This window comes from Streptomyces sp. S063 (assembly GCF_002832675.1).
Classification (GTDB): domain Bacteria; phylum Actinomycetota; class Actinomycetes; order Streptomycetales; family Streptomycetaceae; genus Streptomyces; species Streptomyces sindenensis.
On sequence record NZ_CP021707.1, the window covers coordinates 1,697,058 to 1,716,540 of the forward strand.

Here is a 19,483-nt window from a genome sequence, read left to right on the forward strand (position 1 = left end):
CCGGGCCGACAGGCCCTGGGTGCTGGTGAGCGGCCGGAGGTCAGTTGGGGATGAGCCCGTCGTCGCTGAGCATGGCGCGCACGTCTTCGAGGGTGGCGTCGGGAGCCGGCAGGATCAGCTCGGACGGTTCCAGGGAGTCGTCCGGCAGCGGAGTGCCGAGCTCGCGCACCTTGTCCAGGAGTGCGTGGAGGGTCGTGCGAAAGCCGGGGCCGTCACCGCTCTCCATCTCCTTGAGCAGGACGTCGTCGAGTTCGTTCAGCTCGACGAAGTGACTGTCGGCCAGCTTGACCTGGCCCTCCCCCATGATCCGTACGATCATGACGCTGCCCTTACTGCTTGTCGAACTTGTGCGGGGACGACTGCTGCGACTGCTGGGAACCGCCCTGGGCGCCGCCCTCGATGGCCTGCTGCGAGGACGAGGAGCCGCCGGCCAGCTCGGCCTTCATGCGCTGGAGCTCCAGCTCCACGTCGCTGCCGCCGGAGATCCGGTCCAGCTCGGCGGCGATGTCGTCCTTCGCCGTGCCGGTCGGGTCGTCCAGGGCGCCGGAGGCGAGCAGCTCGTCGATGGCGCCGGCCCGCGCCTGGAGCTGCTGCGTCTTGTCCTCGGCCCGCTGGATCGCCAGGCCGACGTCGCCCATCTCCTCGGAGATGCCGGAGAAGGCCTCGCCGATCCGGGTCTGGGCCTGGGCCGCCGTGTAGGTGGCCTTGATGGTCTCCTTCTTGGTGCGGAAGGCGTCGACCTTGGCCTGGAGGCGCTGCGCCGCGAGGGTGAGCTTCTCCTCCTCGCCCTGCAGCGTGGTGTGCTGCGTCTCCAGGTCGGTGACCTGCTGCTGGAGGGCGGCGCGCCGTGAGAGCGCCTCGCGGGCCAGGTCCTCGCGACCCAGCGCCAGCGCCTTGCGGCCCTGGTCCTCCAGCTTGGCCGACTGGCCCTGCAGCTGGTTCAGCTGCAGCTCCAGGCGCTTGCGGGACGTCGCCACGTCGGCGACGCCGCGACGCACCTTCTGAAGCAGCTCCAGCTGCTTCTGGTACGAGTAATCCAGGGTCTCGCGCGGATCCTCGGCCCGATCAAGGGCCTTGTTTGCCTTCGCGCGGAAGATCATCCCCATACGCTTCATGACACCGCTCATGGGCTTCGCGCGCCCCCTTCTGACGGACTGAGCTCCAGCACTCCCGATAGAACCCACAGTACGGGCCCTGCCTCTATTACCGCACTGTTCGGGCACCGATGTGCTCCTCCCCAAGGACGAGTGCGTGCGGCGAACGCTCCCGCCCAGGGTGTAGGTGAGGCTCCGGGACCGTCCCGTGACGGACTTCCGAACAGCCGGTAAACGCCCGTATCGCCCGGTCGGGGCCCTTGTGGGCACCCTGTCCGTTGCCGGATCGTGCCCGCCCGCGTCGCCGGGCCCGCACGCCGACCCCGTACCCTTGGGTTTTGTGTTCCGTAGCCGTGCCAAGACAGAGAAGGCCCCCACCGACAAGGTGACGGCGGACCTCTCCCAGCAGCCCCGCGACCCGCAGGCTCCCAAGGGTCGCCCCACCCCCAAGCGCAGCGAGGCCCAGACGCAGCGGCGTCGTGCCGCGTCCGCGGCGCCCGCCGACCGCAAGGCGGCCATGAAGCGCCAGCGCGAAGCGCGCCGCGCCGACCTGGCCCGGCAGCGCGAGGCGCTCGCGTCGGGCGACGAGCGGTACCTGCCGGTCCGCGACAAGGGCCCGGTCCGCCGTTTCGTCCGCGACTACGTGGACTCGCGCTTCTGCGTCGCCGAGTGGTTTCTGCCGCTCGCCGTGATCATCCTGATCCTCAGCGTGATCCAGGTGCAGAACATCCAGAGCATCTCGCTGCTGCTGTGGCTCGGCGTGATCATCCTGATCGTGATCGACTCGATCGGTCTGTCGATCCGCCTGAAGAAGCAGCTCCGCGAGCGCTTCCCGGACACGCCGAAGCGCGGAGCCGTCGCGTACGGCCTGATGCGCACGCTCCAGATGCGCCGGCTGCGGCTGCCGAAGCCGCAGGTCAAGCGCGGAGAGCGGCCCTGAGCACGGAGACCTCCGGCTTCACCGGGGTCTCCTCGGCGTGGCTGGCGGGTCTCGACGGCGTACGCAACAAGGTCCGTCAGGAGCTGGTCGCCCGGCAGCTGGACGAGCAGATAGCGGGGCGGTTCCCGGTGGGCCGGCGGCTGCGCGTCCTGGACGTCGGCATGGGCCAGGGAACCCAGGCGCTGCGCCTGGCGCGGGCCGGTCACTCGGTGACCGGTCTGGAGTCGGACGCGGAGATGCTGGCGTCGGCCCGGGCGTCCTTGGCGAGCGAGCCGGAGGGCATCCGGGAGCGGGTCAGGCTGATCGAGGGCGACGGCCGGGAGACCGGCGTGCACTTCCTGCCCGGCAGCTTCGACGTGGTGCTGTGCCACGGCGTCCTGATGTACGTCGAGGAGCCGGACCCGATGCTGGCCGGGCTCGCCCGGATGCTGGCCCCCGGCGGTCTGCTCTCCCTGCTCGTGCGGAACGCGGACGCGCTCGCGATGCGCCCGGGGCTCGCCGGTGACTTCGGCGCGGCCCTGGCGGCCTTCGACACCGCCGCGTACACCAACCGCCTCGGCCTCACGGTGCGGGCGGACCGGCTCGACGCCCTGCGGGCCACGCTCGCCGGAATCGCCGCCCCGCTGCACGCCTGGTACGGGGTGCGGGTCTTCACGGACAACGTCGGCAACGACGTGGAGCTGTCGGCCGAGGAGCTGGAGCGGGTCCTGACCCTGGAGGACCGGGCCGGGCGGACCGACCCGTACCGGGGCGTGGCGGCGCTGCTGCACCTGTGCGGGGTGCGCGGCTAGCCGGAGGGCGGCGGGCCCGTTCGGCCCATCAGCACGGGCCCCCGAACGGGCCCGGCACGAGACTTTCGGACATGGACGCCTCCCTCTCCCGCAGCCGGACGCGCAGGCTGCTGCTTCCCCTGTCCGCGGCCGTCTGCGCCACCGCCCTGGCGGGCGGCTGCTCCGGTACGGGGCCGGTGGCACAGGCCCCCGAGGCCAGTGCGTCGAGTACGGCGCAGGGTGCGGTGAAGCGCGCCCCCGGGGATCTGGAGAACGCCTACCAGGGCGTCATCAACGACGTACTACCGTCGGTGGTGCAGATCGATGCCTCGGAGGGGCTCGGCTCCGGGATCGTGTACGACGACAGGGGGCACATCGTCACCAATGCCCATGTGGTCGGTGATGAGAAGAAGTTCAAGGTCAGCGTCGCCACCGGGGAGGCGGTGCTGAACGCCACCCTGGTCTCCTCCTACCCGGAGCAGGACCTGGCCGTGATCAAGCTCGACGAGGTGCCGGACGGGCTGCGGGCCGCGAAGTTCGGCGACGCGGAGAAGGTCGAGGTCGGGCAGATCGTCCTGGCGATGGGCTCGCCCCTGGGCCTGTCCAGCAGCGTCACCCAGGGCATCGTCTCCGCGCTCGGCCGGACGGTGAGCGAGAGCCGGTCGGGCGGTGGCACGGGCGCGACGATCGCCAACATGGTGCAGACGTCCGCGGCGATCAACCCGGGCAACAGCGGCGGTGCGCTGGTGAACCTCGACAGTCAGGTGATCGGCATCCCGACCCTGGCCGCGACCGATCCGCAGATGGGCGACAGCGCGGCACCCGGCATCGGCTTCGCGATCCCCGTCTCGATGGTGCGGACGGTCGCCGACCAGATCATCAAGGACGGCAAGGTCACCGACTCGGGCCGGGCCGCGCTGAACATCACCGGCCGCACGGTCGTCGACGACAACTACCGCCCCGCCGGGGTGGCGCTGGTCAGTGTGGAGCGGGGCGGCGCGGCGGCCGACGCGGGGCTGCGGCCCGGGGACACCATCACGAAGATCGGGGACACCGAGGTCACCACGATCACCTCGCTCTCCGAGGCGCTGGCCGGCGAGAAGCCGGGCGAGAAGGTGACCGTGACGTACACGCGGGACGAGGACAGCCGGACGGCGGAGGTCACGCTCGGGGAGATCTGAGCCCCCGGAGACCCGGAGACAGGGAGTGCGGTACGGGTCTCCCGCACCGCACTCCCTGTCGGCCGTGCGTCAGGCGCCGTCGGCCTGCAGGCTCATCGGGCCGTAGATCTTGGTCGTGTCCTCGAAGAGCGTCACCTGTGCGGCACCGCCCTCCAGCAGCTCTTTCCAGTACTCACCGATCCAGGACTCCGCGTCGCCCTGGGTGGTGAACTCCTCCGGCTGCAACGCCGGCTCCGTCTCCGTACCGTCGGACTTCTCGAACCGCCACGTCCACGCCATGTCCGCCTCCTGGGTCGCGTTGCTGCCCGAAGCCTAGCCGGGCGGGCGGCCGGAGCGGGGACACGGGAGGATCAAGGCGTGGAACTGACACTGCTCGGCACCGGAGCCCCCGACGGGCTGCCGCGCCCCTCCTGCCCCTGCGCGGTCTGCGCGTCGGCCCGCGGCCCATGGGCGCGGGCCGCTACGGCGTTGCTGGTCGACGACGCGCTGCTGCTGGACCTCACCCCCGGCGCGATGTTCGCGGCCGCCCGTGCGGGGCACTCGCTGGGCGCGGTCCGCCAGGTGCTGCTGACCCACCCGCACGACGGGCCCGCCGTCGAACTGCCCGCCCTGCTGCCGCCCGCCGCGCGGGTCCCGGACGGCCAGGTGCTGACGCTGATCAGCGGGCACCGGGTGCGGGCGGTGGCGATGGACTCCCCGGGGACCGGGTACGAGGTGACCTCCCCGGAGGGCGAGCGGCTGCTGTACCTTCCGCCGGGCACCGCCCCCGCCGGGCTGCCCGAGCGGATGGAACGGCCGTACGAGATGGTCGTCCTCGATGTGATCGGGCGCCCCGACGCGGTGGCGCGGCTGCGGGCGGCCGACGCGGTGGGCCCGACGACCGAGGTGATCGCGGTCCACCTGGACCACGACGCCCCGCCGGGCCCGGCGCTGGAACGGCGGCTCGCGGCGGCCGGGGCGCGGGCGGTGCCGGACGGGACGACGCTGGTGGTGGGCGAGTACCACGCGGTGCCGGACGTGCCGCGCCGGGTGCTGGTGACCGGGGGCGCGCGGTCGGGGAAGTCGCTGGAGGCGGAGCGGCGCCTGGAGACGTTTCCGGAGGTGGTGTACGTGGCGACCGGCGGCCGCCGGGACGGGGACCCGGAGTGGGCGGCCCGGATCGGACTGCACCGGGAGCGCCGGCCGGGCGCCTGGCGGACCCAGGAGACCTGTGAGCTGACGGGGCTGCTGGCGGCGGACGGGCCGCCGCTGCTGATCGACTGCCTGTCGCTGTGGCTGACCGACGCGATGGACCGGGTGGGGGCCTGGGAGGACGAGCGGTGGCACGACGGCGGCGAGGCCGCGTTGCGGGAGCGGGTCGCGGAGCTGGTCGGCGCGGTGCGGGAAACCCGGCGGCCGGTGGTGCTGGTGACCAACGAGGTGGGGTCGGGGGTGGTCCCGGCGACGGCGGCGGGGCGGCGGTTCCGGGACGAGCTGGGGCGGCTGAACGCGGCGGTGGCGGCCGAGTGCGAGCAGGTGCTGCTGGTGGTGGCGGGGCAGGTGCTGGTGCTGCGGGGGTGAGGGGGCGAGGGGGTGAGAGGGCGTCAGCCGGGTGAGGAGGCGTCCGCGCTCGGGCCCCAGGCTGCCGTGGGGCGCGGGCGTGACCGGTTACGCCGCTCGCGGCCCGTTCCTCCCCCAGGACCGACCGGTACTGTTCCCGCTGGGGCCCGCCGCCGGGTTCCCTGACCCGGATCCGACCTGACGACCCGCGAGGCAGACCTCCGTGAACCTGGACGACTTCTCCGACCTGATCCAACGCCCCGACGGGGGTGTGCGGCGCGATGCCGAGGAGCGCCGAGAGCGGCTGGCCGTCCCACCGGGAGCGCTCGGGCGCCTGGACGAGCTGGGCGAATGGCTCAGCGCCGCGCAGCAGTCCGTGCCGGTCAAGGCCGTCGAGCAGCCGCGTCTGGTGCTCTTCGCCGGTGACCACGGGGTGGCGGAGCTGGGCGTCTCGGGCCGGCCGGCGGGCAACGCGTACGAGCTGGTGCGGAGCGTCCTGGACGGGTCGAGCCCGGTCGCGGTGCTGGCCCGGCGGTTCTCGGTGCCGACGCGGATCGTGGACGTCTCCCTGGACTGCGATCCGGAACTGCTGCCCGAGTCCGTGGTGCGGCACCGGGTGCGGCGGGGGTCGGGGCGGATCGACGTCGAGGACGCGATGACCGCGGAGGAGGCCGAGCAGGCGATCCGCCTCGGTATCGCGATCGCGGACGAGGAGGCGGACTCCGGCACCGATCTGGTGGTGCTCGGCGACCTCAGCGTGGGCGGTACGACGGCCGCGGCGACCCTGGTCGCCGCGCTCTGCGGAACGGACGCCTCCGTGGTGACCGGGCGCGGCGGCGCGGGCATCGACGACCTGGCGTGGATGCGGAAGTGCGCGGCGGTCAGGGACGCGTTGCGCCGGGCCAGGCCGGTGCTGGGCGACCAGGTGGAGCTGCTGGCCACGTCGGGCGGGGCGGATCTGGCGGCGATGACGGGGTTCCTGCTGCAGAGCGCGGTGCGCCGGATGCCGGTGATCCTGGACGGGGTCGTCTCGGCGGCCTGCGCGCTGGTGGCGCAGCGGGCGGCGTTCCGGGCGCCGGACTGGTGGCTGGCCGGTCAGGTCAGCGGGGAGCCCGCGCAGTCCAAGGCGCTGGACCGGATGGCGTTGACCCCGCTGCTGGACCACGGGGTGACGGTGGGCGAGGGCAGCGGCGCGCTGCTGGCCCTGCCGCTGGTGCAGGCCGCGGCGGCGCTGGCCGCCGAACTCCCGGAGCGCGAGCCGGAGAAGGCCGAGGACGCGGAGGCCGAGAACGAGGAGGCGGCGGAGGCCGAGGACGCGGCGGCCGTCGACCGGGCCTGAGGGCCGCTCCCCCCGCGGGGACGAGATCGGCGTCACCCCGGCGCCGCTCAACTTCGCGCTGCCCCGGTCCGTCTTCGGAGGGGATCCGACCGACGAACCGAGCGACCGACCGGGGGCCCTTTCCATGCTGTTCCTGACGAGCGGATGAACCGTCTCTCCGCGCTGCGCCGGGCGGCCGTACGGGAGTGGGGCCCGCTGTTCACCGCCGTACGGCAGCGGCTCGCCGAGCGCGGGGCGCGGGCGCTCGCGCTGACGCTGACCGCGGTGGCGCTGACGGCAGTCGTCCAGGTGACGCAGAACCAGGCGTGGGGCTACGAGCCGGTGCGGAACCTCGGAGCCGTACGCGCCGAGGACCCGATTCCGCTCGCTCTCCTGCGGACCCCGCTGTCGCTGTTCGTGCCCGCGCTCCATCTGCCGGTGTGGGGCGCCCTGGCCCAGATCCTGCTGGTGTTCGGGGTGGCGGAGGTGTGCCTGGGGCGGTGGCGCACGCTCGCGGTGGCGTACGGTGCGACGCTGGCCGGGACGCTGTACGCCCGCGTCGGCGTGGCCCTCGGGCCGGGGTCGTTGCTGGGGCTGCCCGCCTCGGACGCCCAGGTGGTGGACACCGGGCCCTCGGCGGCGGTCGTCGGGCTCGCGGTGTACGTCTGCCACCAGCGGCGCGCCTGGTTCACCGGGGCGCTGGTGGTCCTCGCGATGGTGGTGGAGGTCCTGGTGAAGGACAATCTGGCGGGCCGCGAGCATCTGGCCGCCATCGCCGCCGTCCTGGTGGTGTGCGGCGTACGGGAGTGGCGCGGGCGCCGGCGCGACGCCCGGGACCCCGGTGCGGGGGGCGGCGCGGTGGTCAGGACGTGGGGCCGGGCGGCAGCGGAACCCGGTCCGGGGCGCCGCCGATGAGGTCCTGGAACTTCCGGCGCGGCCCGGCCCAGCGCACATCGTGGTGGTAGGCCCGCAGCATCGCCCGGGAGCGGGCCCGGTGGCGGTGGCCGTAGAGGCGCCGGGCCCACGGGGACGCGGGGCGGGCCAGCCGGATCGCGCCGACCAGCGCGACGAACGGGACGAGGGTGCCGAGCACCGCCATCCGCAGCTTGCCCTTGAACAGGCAGATCAGGACGAAGCAGAAGTTGATCACGTACGTCGTGATGACGCCGAGGCGGCCCTGCTGCTCCTCGTCGGTGACGTCGTCGACGCCGAGCGGGGAGAAGCCCGCCAGGACCAGCAGCACGAGCGAGGCGGTCAGCACCACCACCTCGACGCTCTGGCGGCCCTCCTCGGTCCAGTACACGTCGTCGAGATGCAGGATCAGGGCGAACTCGTCGAGCACCAGACCCGCCCCCACCCCGAAGATCACCGCGAAGATTCCGGCGGCCACGCCGTGCCGCCCGCTCGCCACCGCGCCGAACCCGCCGACGACGGAGAGGACGACGCCCGGCACCACGTGGTGGATGTGCATTCCGCCGGGGGTGACGTTGCGGAAGGGGCCCTTCCCGGCGCGGATCATGCGAGTGACGGTGCGGGTGATCGCGAAGGTCAGGACGAAGGCGGCCAGCGCGAGGAGCAGCGGCAGCTTGCCCGGCTCCGCGATGTTGTCGTGCCACCAGTGACCCATGCCACCCACTCCCGATATGTCAGATTTCACAGCGATCAGCCCGTTTCGACCAATCTATCGGTGCGGCCCAGCGGCTAGCCTGCGCGCGGTGACCTCCCTGAACAGCCACGGCATACGTTTCGCCTTCGGCACCCTGACCGTGCTGCCGGTCCGGGTGACCCGCTGGGACCGCGCGACCGCCCGCTCCGGCATGCTCTGCGCCCCGCTCGCCGGGCTGGTCGTGGGGCTGCTCGCCGCCGCACTCGGCTCGCTGTCGCTGCCGGCCGGCTCGGGGCCACTGCTCGCGGCGGTGGCCTCCGTCGCGGTGCCGGCCGCCCTCACCCGGGGGCTGCATCTGGACGGTCTGGCGGACACGGCGGACGGGCTGGGCAGCGGGAAACCGGCCGAGGACGCGCTGCGGATCATGAAGCAGTCGGACATTGGGCCGTTCGGTGTCATCACGCTGCTGTTGGTGCTGCTGGCGCAGGTCGCGGTCCTCTTCGAGCTGTACGGGCAGGGCTGGGCGCACGGGGCCCTCGGGACCGTCGTCGCGGCCGTCGCCGCCCGCCTGGCGCTGACGCTGGCGTCCCGTCAGGGCGTCCCGGCGGCCCGGCCGGAGGGGCTCGGGGCGACGGTGGCGGGCACGGTTCCGGCCGGACGGGCGCTGCTTGCGGCGGTGCTGACGGTGGTCTTGTGCGCGGCGGCGGGCGCCATGTTCGGGCCGTACGGGGCGCTGCGCCACGGGCTCGCGGTGCTCGGCGCTCTCGCCGCCGCCGAACTGCTGCTGCGGCACTGCGTGCGGCGGTTCGGCGGGGTCACCGGGGATGTCTTCGGCGGCGTGGAGGAGACCGCGGCGACGGCGGCCCTGGTGGTGCTGACGTTCGGGACCTGACGGCACCGCACGGACCGGAGGCTGCTACCCGGCCGCCTCACCGGCCGGAAAGACGGCCGGGAAGGCCCGCCGCCGTCACGGAGCAAGAAGTGCGCGCGTAGGCTCATTCCCGGCACATCGTCGGGGCGTCTACGATGCGCCGGGCACGGCCGGCCCACCCCTCGGTCGAACTCGAACTCAACGGAAGCGAGATTTCACCACCGTGACTGCTCTCACTCTCAGCACTGCCGGTGCGGCGACGCTGCGCGCCGACGCACTCGTCGTCGGCGTCGCCAAGGGCGTCAAGGGACCGGTCCTGGCGCCCGGCTCCGAGGCCGTGGACAAGGCGTTCGACGGCAAGCTCGCCGCCGTCCTCGCGACCCTGGGTGCCACCGGTGCCGAGGGCGAACTGACCAAGCTGCCCGCCGCGTCCGGCCTCAAGGCCCCGGTCGTCGTCGCGGTCGGCCTGGGTGCGGTCCCGGACAAGGAGGACTCCTACGACGCCGAGGCGCTGCGCCGCGCGGCGGGCACCGCCGCCCGTGCGCTGTCCGGCTCGAAGAAGGCGGGCTTCGCGCTGCCCGCCGGCTCCGTCGAGGACGCCGCCGCCGTCGCCGAGGGCGCACTCCTCGGCTCGTACGCCTTCACCGCCTACCAGGGCGGCGAGAACAAGCTGGCCCCCAAGGACGCCAAGTCCAAGGACAGCGGCCCGAAGCAGCCGCTCGCCGAGGTGGCCCTGCTCGGTGGCAAGCCGCGCGACAAGGCCTACAAGGCCGCCGTCGAGCGCGCCCTGGCCCTGGTCGAGGAGATCAACCGGGCCCGCGACCTCATCAACACCCCGCCGAACGACCTGTACCCCGAGTCCTTCGCCGCCGTGGCCGCCACCGCGGGCAAGGAGCACGGCATCAAGGTCCAGGTCCTCGACGAGAAGGCCCTCGTCAAGGGCGGCTACGGCGGCATCCTCGGCGTCGGCCAGGGCTCCACGCACGGCCCGCGCCTGGTGAAGCTCGCCTACACGCACCCGAAGGCGGAGAAGACCCTGGCTCTCGTGGGCAAGGGCATCACCTACGACTCGGGCGGCATCTCGCTCAAGCCGGCCGGCCACAACGAGACGATGAAGTGCGACATGAGCGGTGCCGCCGCCGTGTTCGCCGCCGTCGTCACCGCCGCCCGCCTGGGCCTGAAGGTCAACGTCACCGGCTGGCTGGCGCTGGCCGAGAACATGCCCTCCGGCAACGCCACCCGCCCCGGTGACGTGCTGCGCATGTACAGCGGCAAGACCGTCGAGGTGCTCAACACCGACGCCGAGGGCCGGCTCGTCCTGGCCGACGCTCTGACCCGCGCCTCGGAGGAGAAGCCGGACGCGATCGTCGACGTGGCGACCCTGACCGGCGCGATGGTGATGGCGCTCGGCAACCGTACCTTCGGCATCATGGCCAACGACGACGCCTTCCGTACGTCGGTCCACGAGATCGCCGAGGAGGTCGGCGAGGCCTCCTGGCCGATGCCGCTCCCCGCCGACCTGCGCAAGGGCATGGACTCCCCCACCGCCGACATGGCCAACATGGGCGAGCGGATGGGCGGCGGCCTGGTGGCCGGCCTGTTCCTGAAGGAGTTCGTGGGCGAGGGCATCGCCTGGGCGCACCTGGACATCGCCGGTCCGGCCTACCACGAGGGCGCTCCGTACGGTTACACGCCGAAGGGCGGCACCGGCTCCGCGGTCCGCACCCTGGTGCGGCTCGCCGAGCGCACCGCCGACGGCGACCTGGGCTGAGCGACCAGCCGTGTACGGCCCCGGGCACAGGTCCGGGGCCGTACGTGTTGTCCGGGCGGTATCGGTAAGGAGAGGGCGGGGTTTCGCTCTCGACGAACACCGACCGAATCCGTAGGTATCTACGCAGCAGTAACGCTCCGGAACGGACGATCATCCGTCCCGGACCCGGGCCCCGCGTCCCGCCCACCGTCGACAAGTGCGAAGATGGGTTCTCGGCAGGACAGGGCCCCCACCACAGGGCCGAAGACAAAAGCGGCCGCACACCAGCCGACCGGCCGGTCACACCCCAGCGACGGGGCCCGGCGTACGGCGCACATGCATGGAGGACGTGACGTGGCGAACGACGCCAGCACCGTTTTCGACCTAGTGATCCTCGGCGGTGGCAGTGGCGGTTACGCCGCGGCCCTGCGCGGAGCGCAGCTGGGCCTGGACGTCGCCCTGATCGAGAAGGGCAAGGTCGGCGGCACCTGCCTGCACAACGGCTGCATCCCCACGAAGGCCCTGCTGCACGCGGGCGAGATCGCGGACCAGGCCCGTGAGTCGGCCCAGTTCGGCGTGAAGGCCACCTTCGAGGGCATCGACATGGAGGCCGTCAACAAGTACAAGGACGATGTGATCTCGGGCCTGTACAAGGGTCTGCAGGGTCTCATCGCCTCGCGCAAGGTCCACTACATCGAGGGTGAGGGCAAGCTCTCCTCGCCGACCTCGGTGGACGTGAACGGCCAGCGCATCCAGGGCCGCCACGTGCTGCTGGCGACCGGCTCCGTGCCGAAGTCGCTGCCCGGCCTGGAGATCGACGGCAACCGGATCATCTCCTCGGACCACGCGCTGAAGCTGGACCGCGTCCCGAAGTCCGCGATCGTGCTGGGCGGCGGCGTCATCGGCGTCGAGTTCGCCTCGGCGTGGAAGTCCTTCGGCACCGAGGTCACGATCGTCGAGGGCCTCAAGCACCTCGTCCCGGTCGAGGACGAGAACAGCTCCAAGCTTCTCGAGCGCGCCTTCCGCAAGCGCGGCATCAAGTTCAACCTCGGCACCTTCTTCGACAAGGCCGAGTACACGCAGGACGGCGTCCGTGTGACGCTGGCCGACGGCAAGACCTTCGAGGCGGAGATCCTCCTCGTCGCGATCGGCCGCGGCCCGGTCTCGCAGGGCCTCGGTTACGAGGAGCAGGGCGTCGCGATGGACCGCGGCTACGTCCTGGTCGACGAGTACATGCAGACCAACGTCCCGACGATCTCGGCGGTGGGCGACCTCGTCCCCACCCTCCAGCTCGCCCACGTCGGCTTCGCCGAGGGCATCCTGGTGGCGGAGCGTCTGGCCGGTCTCAAGACCGTCCCGGTCGACTACGACGGCGTGCCCAAGGTGACGTACTGCCACCCCGAGGTCGCCTCCGTCGGCATCACCGAGGCGAAGGCCAAGGAGATCTACGGCGCGGACAAGGTCGTCGCCCTCAAGTACAACCTCGCGGGCAACGGCAAGAGCAAGATCCTGAAGACCGCGGGCGAGATCAAGCTCGTCCAGGTCAAGGACGGTGCCGTGGTCGGCGTCCACATGGTGGGCGACCGCATGGGCGAGCAGGTCGGCGAAGCCCAGCTGATCTACAACTGGGAGGCGCTGCCCGCCGAGGTCGCCCAGCTCATCCACGCACACCCGACGCAGAACGAGGCGATGGGCGAGGCTCACCTGGCGCTGGCCGGCAAGCCCCTCCACGCCCACGACTGATCCCCCGGTCCCGGGCGCGACGACCGACCACTTCCGCATTTTCGTAAGGAGCAACTGAAACCATGTCGGTTTCCGTAACCCTTCCGGCGCTCGGCGAGAGCGTCACCGAGGGCACTGTCACCCGTTGGCTGAAGGCCGAGGGCGAGCGCGTCGAGGCCGACGAGCCGTTGCTCGAGGTCTCGACCGACAAGGTCGACACCGAGATCCCGGCCCCCGCGTCCGGCGTTCTGTCGTCCATCAAGGTCGCCGAGGACGAGACCGTCGAGGTCGGCGCCGAGCTGGCCGTCATCGACGACGGCTCCGGCGCTCCGGCCGAGGCCGCGGCTCCGGCCGCCGAGCCCGCGTCCACCCCGGCCCCGCAGGCCGAGGAGGCGCCCACCGCCCCGTCGACCGAGACCGAGGCTCCGGCCCAGGCCCCGACGGCCGAGGCGACCACCGGCGGTTCGTCCGCCGAGGGCACCGACGTCACCCTCCCCGCGCTCGGCGAGAGCGTCACCGAGGGCACCGTCACCCGCTGGCTCAAGGAGGTCGGCGAGGAGGTGGCCGAGGACGAGCCGCTGCTCGAGGTCTCCACGGACAAGGTCGACACCGAGATCCCCGCCCCGGTCGCCGGTGTGCTGCTGGAGATCGTGGTCGGCGAGGACGAGACCGCCGAGGTCGGCGCCAAGCTCGCCGTCATCGGCGCCCCGGGCGCGGCTCCGGCCGCCGCTCCGGCGCAGCCCGCCGCCCCGGCCCAGGAGGCCCCAAAGGCCGAGGCCCCGAAGCAGGAAGAGGCTCCGAAGCAGGAAGAGGCTCCCAAGGCTGAGGCGCCCAAGCAGGAGGCCCCCGCTCCGGCCGCCCCGGCCCCGGCGGCCCCCGCCGCCCCGGCCCCGGCTCCGGCGCAGCCCGCCCCCGCCGCCCCGGCGCCGGCCGCCCCGGCCGCGCCCTCCGGTGACGACGGCGCATACGTCACGCCGCTGGTCCGCAAGCTCGCGTCCGAGAACAACGTGGACCTGAGCGCGGTCAAGGGCACCGGCGTCGGTGGCCGTATCCGCAAGCAGGACGTCGTCGCCGCCGCGGAGGCCGCCAAGGCCGCCGCCGCCGCTCCGGCCCCGGCTGCCGCTCCGGCGGCCGCCAAGGCGCCGAAGCTGGAGGCCTCCCCGCTGCGCGGTCAGACGGTCAAGATGACCCGGATGCGCAAGGTCATCGGCGACAACATGATGAAGGCCCTGCACTCGCAGGCCCAGCTGACCTCGGTCCTCGAGGTCGACATCACCAAGCTGATGAAGCTGCGCAACCAGGCGAAGGCCGCGTTCGCCGCCCGTGAGGGCGTCAAGCTGTCCCCGATGCCGTTCTTCGTGAAGGCGGCGGCCCAAGCGCTGAAGGCCCACCCGGTCATCAACGCCCGGATCAACGAGGACGAGGGCACCATCACGTACTTCGACTCGGAGAACATCGGCATCGCCGTGGACGCCGAGAAGGGTCTGATGACCCCGGTCATCAAGGGTGCGGGCGACCTGAACATCGCCGGTATCTCCAAGAAGACCGCGGAGCTCGCGGGCAAGGCGCGCGGTGGCGGCCTGACGCCGGACGACATGTCCGGCGCCACCTTCACCATCAGCAACACCGGTTCGCGCGGCGCCCTGTTCGACACGGTCATCGTGCCGCCGAACCAGGCCGCCATCCTGGGCATCGGCGCGACGGTCCGCCGTCCCGTGGTCATCGACCACCCGGACCTCGGCGAGACCATCGCGGTGCGCGACATGACCTACCTCTCGCTCTCCTACGACCACCGTCTGGTGGACGGCGCGGACGCCGCCCGCTACCTGACCTCGGTCAAGGCGATCCTGGAGGCGGGTGAGTTCGAGGTCGAGCTCGGCCTCTGAACGCCCCGGCTGTAACCAGCCTCACCAGCGGCGCCCCCGCCCGGAACCCTTCCGGGCGGGGGCGCCGCCGTATTGTCTAAACATCACAAGCGGCCTGCCGCGCCCGTGATGATGTAGGCAGCACCGGTCTGCCCTGAAGGAGCCCTCCATGACCCCGCCCGTCGTCCACTCGCTGCGCGAACAGATCCGCGAGCACATCGTGGAGGGGATCGTCAGCGGGCGCTGGAAGCCGGGCGAGCGGATCGTGGAGCGCCGCATCGCCACCGAGCTGGAGGTCAGCCAGACGCCGGTGCGCGAGGCGCTGCGGGAGCTGGAGACGCTCCGGCTGATCGAGTCGGCCCCGAACAAGGGCGTCCGGGTCCGCAATCTGACCGCCGCCGACCTGGAGGAGAGCTACCCGGTCCGGGCCGGCCTGGAGCAGATCGCGGCCGAGCTGGCGGCCCCCCGGCTCGGCCAGGACTGCTCGGCGCTGGAGCCTCATGTGGCGGCGCTGTACGAGGCGGACCGGCTGGCCGACGGCGAGGCCCAGGTGCGGCACACGGTCGGCTTCCACCGGGAGATGGTGCGGGCCGCCGGGAACGCGGTGCTGCTGCACACCTGGGAGGGGCTGGGCATCGAGGTGTTCACGGCCCTGTCGATCCGCTGGCTGGGCACGGTGCAGAAGTCGTACGCGGAGGAGCACCAGGCGCTCATCGACGCGTTCCTCGCCCAGGACCCGCAGATCGGGGCCCTGGTGAAGGCGCATGTGCTGGGTTGCGCGCCCCGGGCCTGACCCCTTCCGCGCAGCTCCGATCATCTGGCGCGCGACCTGCTCTTCCGTGCAGGTCAGCGCCCTTTTTGCGCGCTATTTCGCGTCACTCCGTGCCCTGTTTCGAGGCACCCCATGCCACTTTTCTTCGTATCGAGAAGTTTTGCCTTCAATCCTTTGATCGATCATCGATCAGCGTCTTACAGTTCACTTCGCGGGCCCACCGGCCCCATCGCTCTGTCCTGCCAGATAGAGCCTTCTCCACCCCCCTCCTCTCCGGAAGGCGGCGATCATGACCGACCCCGTAGGAAAGCTTCCGAGCGAGCTCGACCAGCTCCCGGACCGTGACCCCGAGGAGACCGCCGAATGGGCGGCCTCCCTGGACGCCGTCACCAAGGCTGCCGGCCCGCACCGCGCCGCGTACCTGATGCGCCGCTCGCTGCAGCACGCCGAGGGCGCCGGTCTCGCGCTGCCCAAGCTGCTGGAGACCGATTACGTCAACACCATCCCGACCGCCGCCGAGCCCGCGTTCGACGGCGACCTGGAGATGGAATCGAAGATCACCGCGTGGAACCGCTGGAACGCGGCCGCGATGGTGACCCGGGGCTCGCGGTTCGGGGTCGGCGGCCACATCGCCACCTTCGCCTCGGCGGCCTGGCTCTACGAGACCGGCTTCAACCACTTCTTCCGCGGCAAGGAGGGGGACGGCTCCGGCGACCAGCTCTACATCCAGGGCCACGCCTCCCCCGGCATCTACGCCCGCGCCTTCCTCGACGGGCGGCTCACCGAGCAGCACCTCGACAACTTCCGCCAGGAGTCCGGTGGCGAGGGCCTGCCCTCCTACCCGCACCCGCGGCGGCTGCCCTGGCTGTGGGAGTTCCCCACCGTGTCGATGGGCCTCGGCCCGCTCTCGGCCATCTACCAGGCGCGCTTCAACCGCTATCTGGCCAACCGCAGCATCAAGGACACGGCCAACTCGCACGTCTGGGCCTTCCTGGGCGACGGCGAGATGGACGAACCCGAGTCGACCGCCGCCCTGGCCCTCGCGGCCCGTGAGCAGCTCGACAACCTGACCTTCGTCATCAACTGCAACCTGCAGCGCCTCGACGGCCCGGTCCGCGCCAACTTCCGCGTGGTCCAGGAGCTGGAGGCGCAGTTCCGCGGGGCCGGCTGGAACGTCGTCAAGACGCTCTGGGGCAACGCCTGGGACGAGCTGTTCCAGCTGGACACCCAGGGTGCGCTGCTGCGCCGGCTGCGCGAGGTCCCGGACGCGCAGTTCCAGACGTACGCCACCCGCGACGTCGCCTACATCCGCGAGCACTTCTTCGGCACCGAGCCCGCCCTCGTCGAGCTGGCGAAGCTGCTCACCGACGCGAAGATCGCCGAGTGTTTCTACACCTCGCGCGGCGGCCACGAGGCCCGCAAGGTCTACGCGGCGTACCGGGCGGCGGTCGAGCACAAGGGCGCGCCGACCGTGATCCTGGCCCAGACCGTCAAGGGCTACACGCTCGGCAAGGGCTTCGAGTCCAAGAACGCCAACCACCAGATGAAGAAGCTGTCGATCGACGAGTTCAAGGGCATGCGCGAGCTGCTCGGCCTCCCGATCCCCGACAGCGCCTTCCAGGACGGCCTGGTCCCCTACGGCCACCCCGGCGCCGACTCCCCCGAGGTCCGCTACCTCCAGGAGCGCCGCGCCGCCCTCGGCGGCCCCGCCCCGGCCCGCCGGCTGCACGCCTCGGCGCCGCTGCCGCAGCCCGAGGAGCGCGCGTTCAAGGCCCTGTACAAGGGGTCCGGCAAGCAGGAGATGGCCACCACCATGGCGTTCGTCCGCCTGGTGAAGGACCTGATGCGGGACAAGGAGACCGGCAAGCGCTGGGTGCCGATCGTCCCGGACGAGGCCCGTACCTTCGGTATGGAGTCGCTCTTCCCGTCGGCCGGTATCTACTCGCCGCTGGGCCAGACGTACGACCCGGTCGACCGCGACCAGCTGATGTACTACAAGGAGGCCAAGGACGGCCAGATCCTCAACGAGGGGATCACCGAGGCCGGCGCCATGGCCGACTTCATCGCCGCCGCCACGTCGTACGCGACGCACGGCGAGACGATGATCCCGTTCTACATCTTCTACTCGATGTTCGGGTGGCAGCGGACCGGCGACCAGATGTGGCAGCTCGCCGACCAGCTCGGCAAGGGCTTCATCGTCGGCGCCACCGCCGGCCGGACGACCCTGACGGGTGAGGGCCTCCAGCACGCGGACGGCCACTCGCACCTCATCGCGGCCACCAACCCGGCCTCGCTCAACTACGACCCGGCGTTCGCGTACGAGGTGGCGGTGATCGTCAAGGACGGTCTGCGCCGGATGTACGGTCCCGACGCCGAGGACGTCTTCTACTACCTGACGGTCTACAACGAGCCGAAGCCCCAGCCCGCGATGCCCGAGGGCGTCGAGGAGGGCATCGTCAAGGGCCTGTACCGCTTCAAGGAGGGCACGCCCGCGACGGCGGACGCGCCGCGCCTCCAGCTGCTGGCCTCCGGTACGGCGATCCACTGGGCCCTGGAGGCCCAGGAGCTGCTGGCCGCCGACTGGGGCGTCACGGCCGACGTCTGGTCCGCCACCTCGTGGGGCGAGCTGCGCCGCGACGCGCTGGCGGCCGACGAGGCGCTGCTCCGCGGTGAGCAGCAGGTGCCGTACGTGACGCAGGCGCTCTCCGGCGCCCCGGGCCCGGTGCTCGCGGTCAGCGACTGGATGCGCCAGGTCCCGGACCAGATCAGCCAGTGGGTGGAGCAGGACTGGTCCTCGCTCGGCACGGACGGCTTCGGCCTCTCCGACACCCGTGACGCGGCCCGCCGCCACTTCGGCGTCGACGCCCGGTCGATCGTGGTGGCCTCGCTGGCCCAGCTCGCCAAGCGCGGCGAGGTCCCGGCCTCGGCGGTCAAGGAGGCCCGGGAACGCTACGGCCTCTGAGCCCGGCCTGACCCCCGGCCGCGGGGGCGGAGGTGCCCGACAGCACGTCCGCCCCCGCGGCCGTGCGCTGTCGCTGCCGCCACAATGGGCGCATGCGTGCTGCCCGGCTGATCAAAATGGTGCTGCTCCTGCAGGCCCGCCCCGCGATGACCGCCGCCGAGCTGGCGGCCGAGCTGGAGGTGTCGGAGCGTACGGTCACCCGGGACGCGCAGGCCCTGTCCGACGCGGGCGTCCCGGTGTACGCGGAGCGCGGCCGGGCCGGCGGCTACCGGCTCGTCGGGGGCTACCGCACCCGGCTGACCGGTCTCGCCCGGGACGAGGCGGAGGCGCTGTTCCTCTCCGGGCTGCCCGCCGCGCTGCGCGAGATGGGCCTGGAGGACGCGGCGTCGGCCGCCCGCCTCAAGGTGTCGGCGGCGCTCACGCCCTCCCTGCGCGACGCCTCGTCCTCGGCGGCCCGCCGTTTCCACCTCGACGCGCCCTCCTGGTACCACGAGCCGGAGACCCCCGAGTTGCTGCCCGCGATCGCCGACGCGGTCTGGGACGACCGGCTGCTGCGGGTCCGCTACCGCCGGGGCGGGGGCCGCGACCACGCCGGTACGGAGGTGGCGCGGGAGCTCGCTCCGTACGGCCTCGTCCTCAAGGCCGGGATCTGGTACCTCTGCGCCCGGGCGGGCGAGGACGTCCGGGTCTACCGGATCGACCGCTTCACCGCCGTGGAGGCGGCCGACGAGCGCTTCGAGCGGGACGAGGGCTTCGACCTGCCCGGTTTCTGGGCCGAGCGGGCCGCGCAGTTCGCCCGGTCCCTGCTGCGTACGGAAGTGACCGTACGGGTGTCCGAGCGCGGCGGGCGGATGCTCGCGTACGCCGGTGACCGGGCGGCGGCCGCCTCGGCGCTCGCGGAGGCCTCGGAGCCGGACCCGGACGGGTGGCGGACGCTGACGCTGCCGGTGGAATCCCTGGACGTGGCGTACGGCCAGCTGTTGGCGCTGGGACCCGAGTTGGAGGTGGTGGCGCCCGAGGAGCTGCGGGCGCGGTTCACCGAAGCGGCCGAACGCCTGCGCGAGTTGTATCGCTGAAAGGCTTCAATTCGGCT

The 19,483-nt window shown here is 72.3% G+C and carries 17 protein-coding genes; 13 read left to right on the forward strand and 4 right to left on the reverse strand.

The features are described 5' to 3' along the window. Positions 1 to 40: 40 nt before the first annotated feature. Together pspAA and CCZ36_RS07600 are read right to left on the reverse strand one after the other, a co-directional pair. Positions 41 to 319, reverse strand: coding sequence for a PspA-associated protein PspAA (gene pspAA / locus CCZ36_RS07595; protein WP_006123934.1), 279 nt, complete (start codon positions 317 to 319; stop codon positions 41 to 43). Between the two features lie 10 nt (positions 320 to 329). Then, the gene (locus CCZ36_RS07600) at positions 330 to 1,115 is read right to left on the reverse strand and encodes a PspA/IM30 family protein (protein ID WP_069737741.1); all 786 of its coding nucleotides are present in this window, start codon (positions 1,113 to 1,115) and stop codon (positions 330 to 332) included. Between the two features lie 319 nt (positions 1,116 to 1,434). On the opposite strand from CCZ36_RS07600, the gene CCZ36_RS07605 reads away from it, so the two are divergent. From CCZ36_RS07605 to CCZ36_RS07615, 3 genes are all read left to right on the forward strand, one after another. Next, a complete protein-coding gene (locus tag CCZ36_RS07605; protein WP_069743760.1) occupies positions 1,435 to 2,034 on the forward strand; it encodes a DUF3043 domain-containing protein in 600 nt (199 codons plus the stop codon). A gap of 83 nt (positions 2,035 to 2,117) precedes the next feature. Further along, positions 2,118 to 2,825 (forward strand): methyltransferase domain-containing protein, encoded by a 708-nt coding sequence (locus CCZ36_RS07610; RefSeq protein ID WP_079134263.1) that lies wholly within the window; start codon positions 2,118 to 2,120, stop codon positions 2,823 to 2,825. Positions 2,826 to 2,896: 71 nt separating this feature from the next. Beyond that, positions 2,897 to 3,985: a S1C family serine protease gene (locus CCZ36_RS07615; RefSeq protein WP_128817271.1), complete on the forward strand. Its 1,089-nt coding sequence runs from the start codon at positions 2,897 to 2,899 to the stop codon at positions 3,983 to 3,985. Between the two features lie 69 nt (positions 3,986 to 4,054). Here the strand turns inward: CCZ36_RS07615 and CCZ36_RS07620 are convergent, their stop codons facing one another. After that, entirely contained in the window at positions 4,055 to 4,264 is a 210-nt protein-coding gene (locus CCZ36_RS07620; protein WP_010057779.1) for a hypothetical protein, read from the reverse strand. Between the two features lie 78 nt (positions 4,265 to 4,342). Between CCZ36_RS07620 and CCZ36_RS07625 the strand changes: the two genes are divergently transcribed. From CCZ36_RS07625 to CCZ36_RS35060, 3 genes are all read left to right on the forward strand, one after another. Next, positions 4,343 to 5,545, forward strand: coding sequence for a bifunctional adenosylcobinamide kinase/adenosylcobinamide-phosphate guanylyltransferase (locus tag CCZ36_RS07625; RefSeq protein ID WP_128817273.1), 1,203 nt, complete (start codon positions 4,343 to 4,345; stop codon positions 5,543 to 5,545). A 202-nt stretch (positions 5,546 to 5,747) separates the two neighbouring features. Further along, positions 5,748 to 6,863, forward strand: coding sequence for a nicotinate-nucleotide--dimethylbenzimidazole phosphoribosyltransferase (cobT, locus tag CCZ36_RS07630; RefSeq protein WP_069737736.1), 1,116 nt, complete (start codon positions 5,748 to 5,750; stop codon positions 6,861 to 6,863). A gap of 144 nt (positions 6,864 to 7,007) precedes the next feature. Next, entirely contained in the window at positions 7,008 to 7,757 is a 750-nt protein-coding gene (locus CCZ36_RS35060; RefSeq protein WP_069737735.1) for a hypothetical protein, read from the forward strand. On the opposite strand, the gene CCZ36_RS07640 is transcribed toward CCZ36_RS35060, so the two are convergent. Beyond that, the gene (locus CCZ36_RS07640; RefSeq protein ID WP_069737734.1) at positions 7,705 to 8,469 is read right to left on the reverse strand and encodes a hypothetical protein; all 765 of its coding nucleotides are present in this window, start codon (positions 8,467 to 8,469) and stop codon (positions 7,705 to 7,707) included. The genes CCZ36_RS35060 and CCZ36_RS07640 overlap by 53 nt on opposite strands. Before the next feature lie 88 nt (positions 8,470 to 8,557). Here CCZ36_RS07640 and CCZ36_RS07645 point away from each other — a divergent pair, with 88 nt between their 5' ends. From CCZ36_RS07645 to CCZ36_RS07675, 7 genes are all read left to right on the forward strand, one after another. Next, positions 8,558 to 9,340, forward strand: coding sequence for an adenosylcobinamide-GDP ribazoletransferase (locus tag CCZ36_RS07645; protein WP_069743755.1), 783 nt, complete (start codon positions 8,558 to 8,560; stop codon positions 9,338 to 9,340). Between the two features lie 202 nt (positions 9,341 to 9,542). Further along, on the forward strand, positions 9,543 to 11,090 hold the full coding sequence (locus tag CCZ36_RS07650) for a leucyl aminopeptidase (protein WP_069743754.1): 1,548 nt from the start codon (positions 9,543 to 9,545) through the stop codon (positions 11,088 to 11,090). 333 nt (positions 11,091 to 11,423) lie between these two features. Then, positions 11,424 to 12,812 carry a dihydrolipoyl dehydrogenase gene (lpdA, locus tag CCZ36_RS07655; RefSeq protein ID WP_010070471.1) on the forward strand — a complete coding sequence of 463 codons (1,389 nt, stop codon included), beginning with the start codon at positions 11,424 to 11,426 and terminating at the stop codon, positions 12,810 to 12,812. 62 nt (positions 12,813 to 12,874) lie between these two features. Continuing rightward, complete coding sequence (gene sucB / locus CCZ36_RS07660) at positions 12,875 to 14,677, forward strand: 2-oxoglutarate dehydrogenase, E2 component, dihydrolipoamide succinyltransferase (protein ID WP_128817275.1); 1,803 nt, start codon at positions 12,875 to 12,877, stop codon at positions 14,675 to 14,677. 148 nt (positions 14,678 to 14,825) lie between these two features. Continuing rightward, positions 14,826 to 15,449 carry a GntR family transcriptional regulator gene (locus CCZ36_RS07665; protein WP_128817277.1) on the forward strand — a complete coding sequence of 208 codons (624 nt, stop codon included), beginning with the start codon at positions 14,826 to 14,828 and terminating at the stop codon, positions 15,447 to 15,449. A gap of 268 nt (positions 15,450 to 15,717) precedes the next feature. Continuing rightward, positions 15,718 to 18,390 carry a pyruvate dehydrogenase (acetyl-transferring), homodimeric type gene (gene aceE / locus CCZ36_RS07670; RefSeq protein WP_069737912.1) on the forward strand — a complete coding sequence of 891 codons (2,673 nt, stop codon included), beginning with the start codon at positions 15,718 to 15,720 and terminating at the stop codon, positions 18,388 to 18,390. A 92-nt stretch (positions 18,391 to 18,482) separates the two neighbouring features. Further along, positions 18,483 to 19,466 (forward strand): helix-turn-helix transcriptional regulator, encoded by a 984-nt coding sequence (locus CCZ36_RS07675; protein ID WP_069743751.1) that lies wholly within the window; start codon positions 18,483 to 18,485, stop codon positions 19,464 to 19,466. The last annotated feature ends 17 nt before the right edge of the window (positions 19,467 to 19,483 follow it).

Excerpts from the sequence above, each read along its gene's own strand:
- CCZ36_RS35060 (WP_069737735.1), top strand. The coding sequence starts at position 7,008 with ATGAACCGTCTCTCCGCGCTGCGCCGGGCGGCCGTACGGGAGTGGGGC.
- CCZ36_RS07640 (WP_069737734.1), bottom strand. The coding sequence starts at position 8,469 with ATGGGTCACTGGTGGCACGACAACATCGCGGAGCCGGGCAAGCTGCCG.
- CCZ36_RS07675 (WP_069743751.1), top strand. The coding sequence starts at position 18,483 with ATGCGTGCTGCCCGGCTGATCAAAATGGTGCTGCTCCTGCAGGCCCGC.
- CCZ36_RS07620 (WP_010057779.1), bottom strand. The coding sequence starts at position 4,264 with ATGGCGTGGACGTGGCGGTTCGAGAAGTCCGACGGTACGGAGACGGAG.
- sucB (WP_128817275.1), top strand. The coding sequence starts at position 12,875 with ATGTCGGTTTCCGTAACCCTTCCGGCGCTCGGCGAGAGCGTCACCGAG.
- CCZ36_RS07600 (WP_069737741.1), bottom strand. The coding sequence starts at position 1,115 with ATGAAGCGTATGGGGATGATCTTCCGCGCGAAGGCAAACAAGGCCCTT.
- aceE (WP_069737912.1), top strand. The coding sequence starts at position 15,718 with ATGACCGACCCCGTAGGAAAGCTTCCGAGCGAGCTCGACCAGCTCCCG.
- CCZ36_RS07615 (WP_128817271.1), top strand. The coding sequence starts at position 2,897 with ATGGACGCCTCCCTCTCCCGCAGCCGGACGCGCAGGCTGCTGCTTCCC.
- pspAA (WP_006123934.1), bottom strand. The coding sequence starts at position 319 with ATGATCGTACGGATCATGGGGGAGGGCCAGGTCAAGCTGGCCGACAGT.
- CCZ36_RS07665 (WP_128817277.1), top strand. The coding sequence starts at position 14,826 with ATGACCCCGCCCGTCGTCCACTCGCTGCGCGAACAGATCCGCGAGCAC.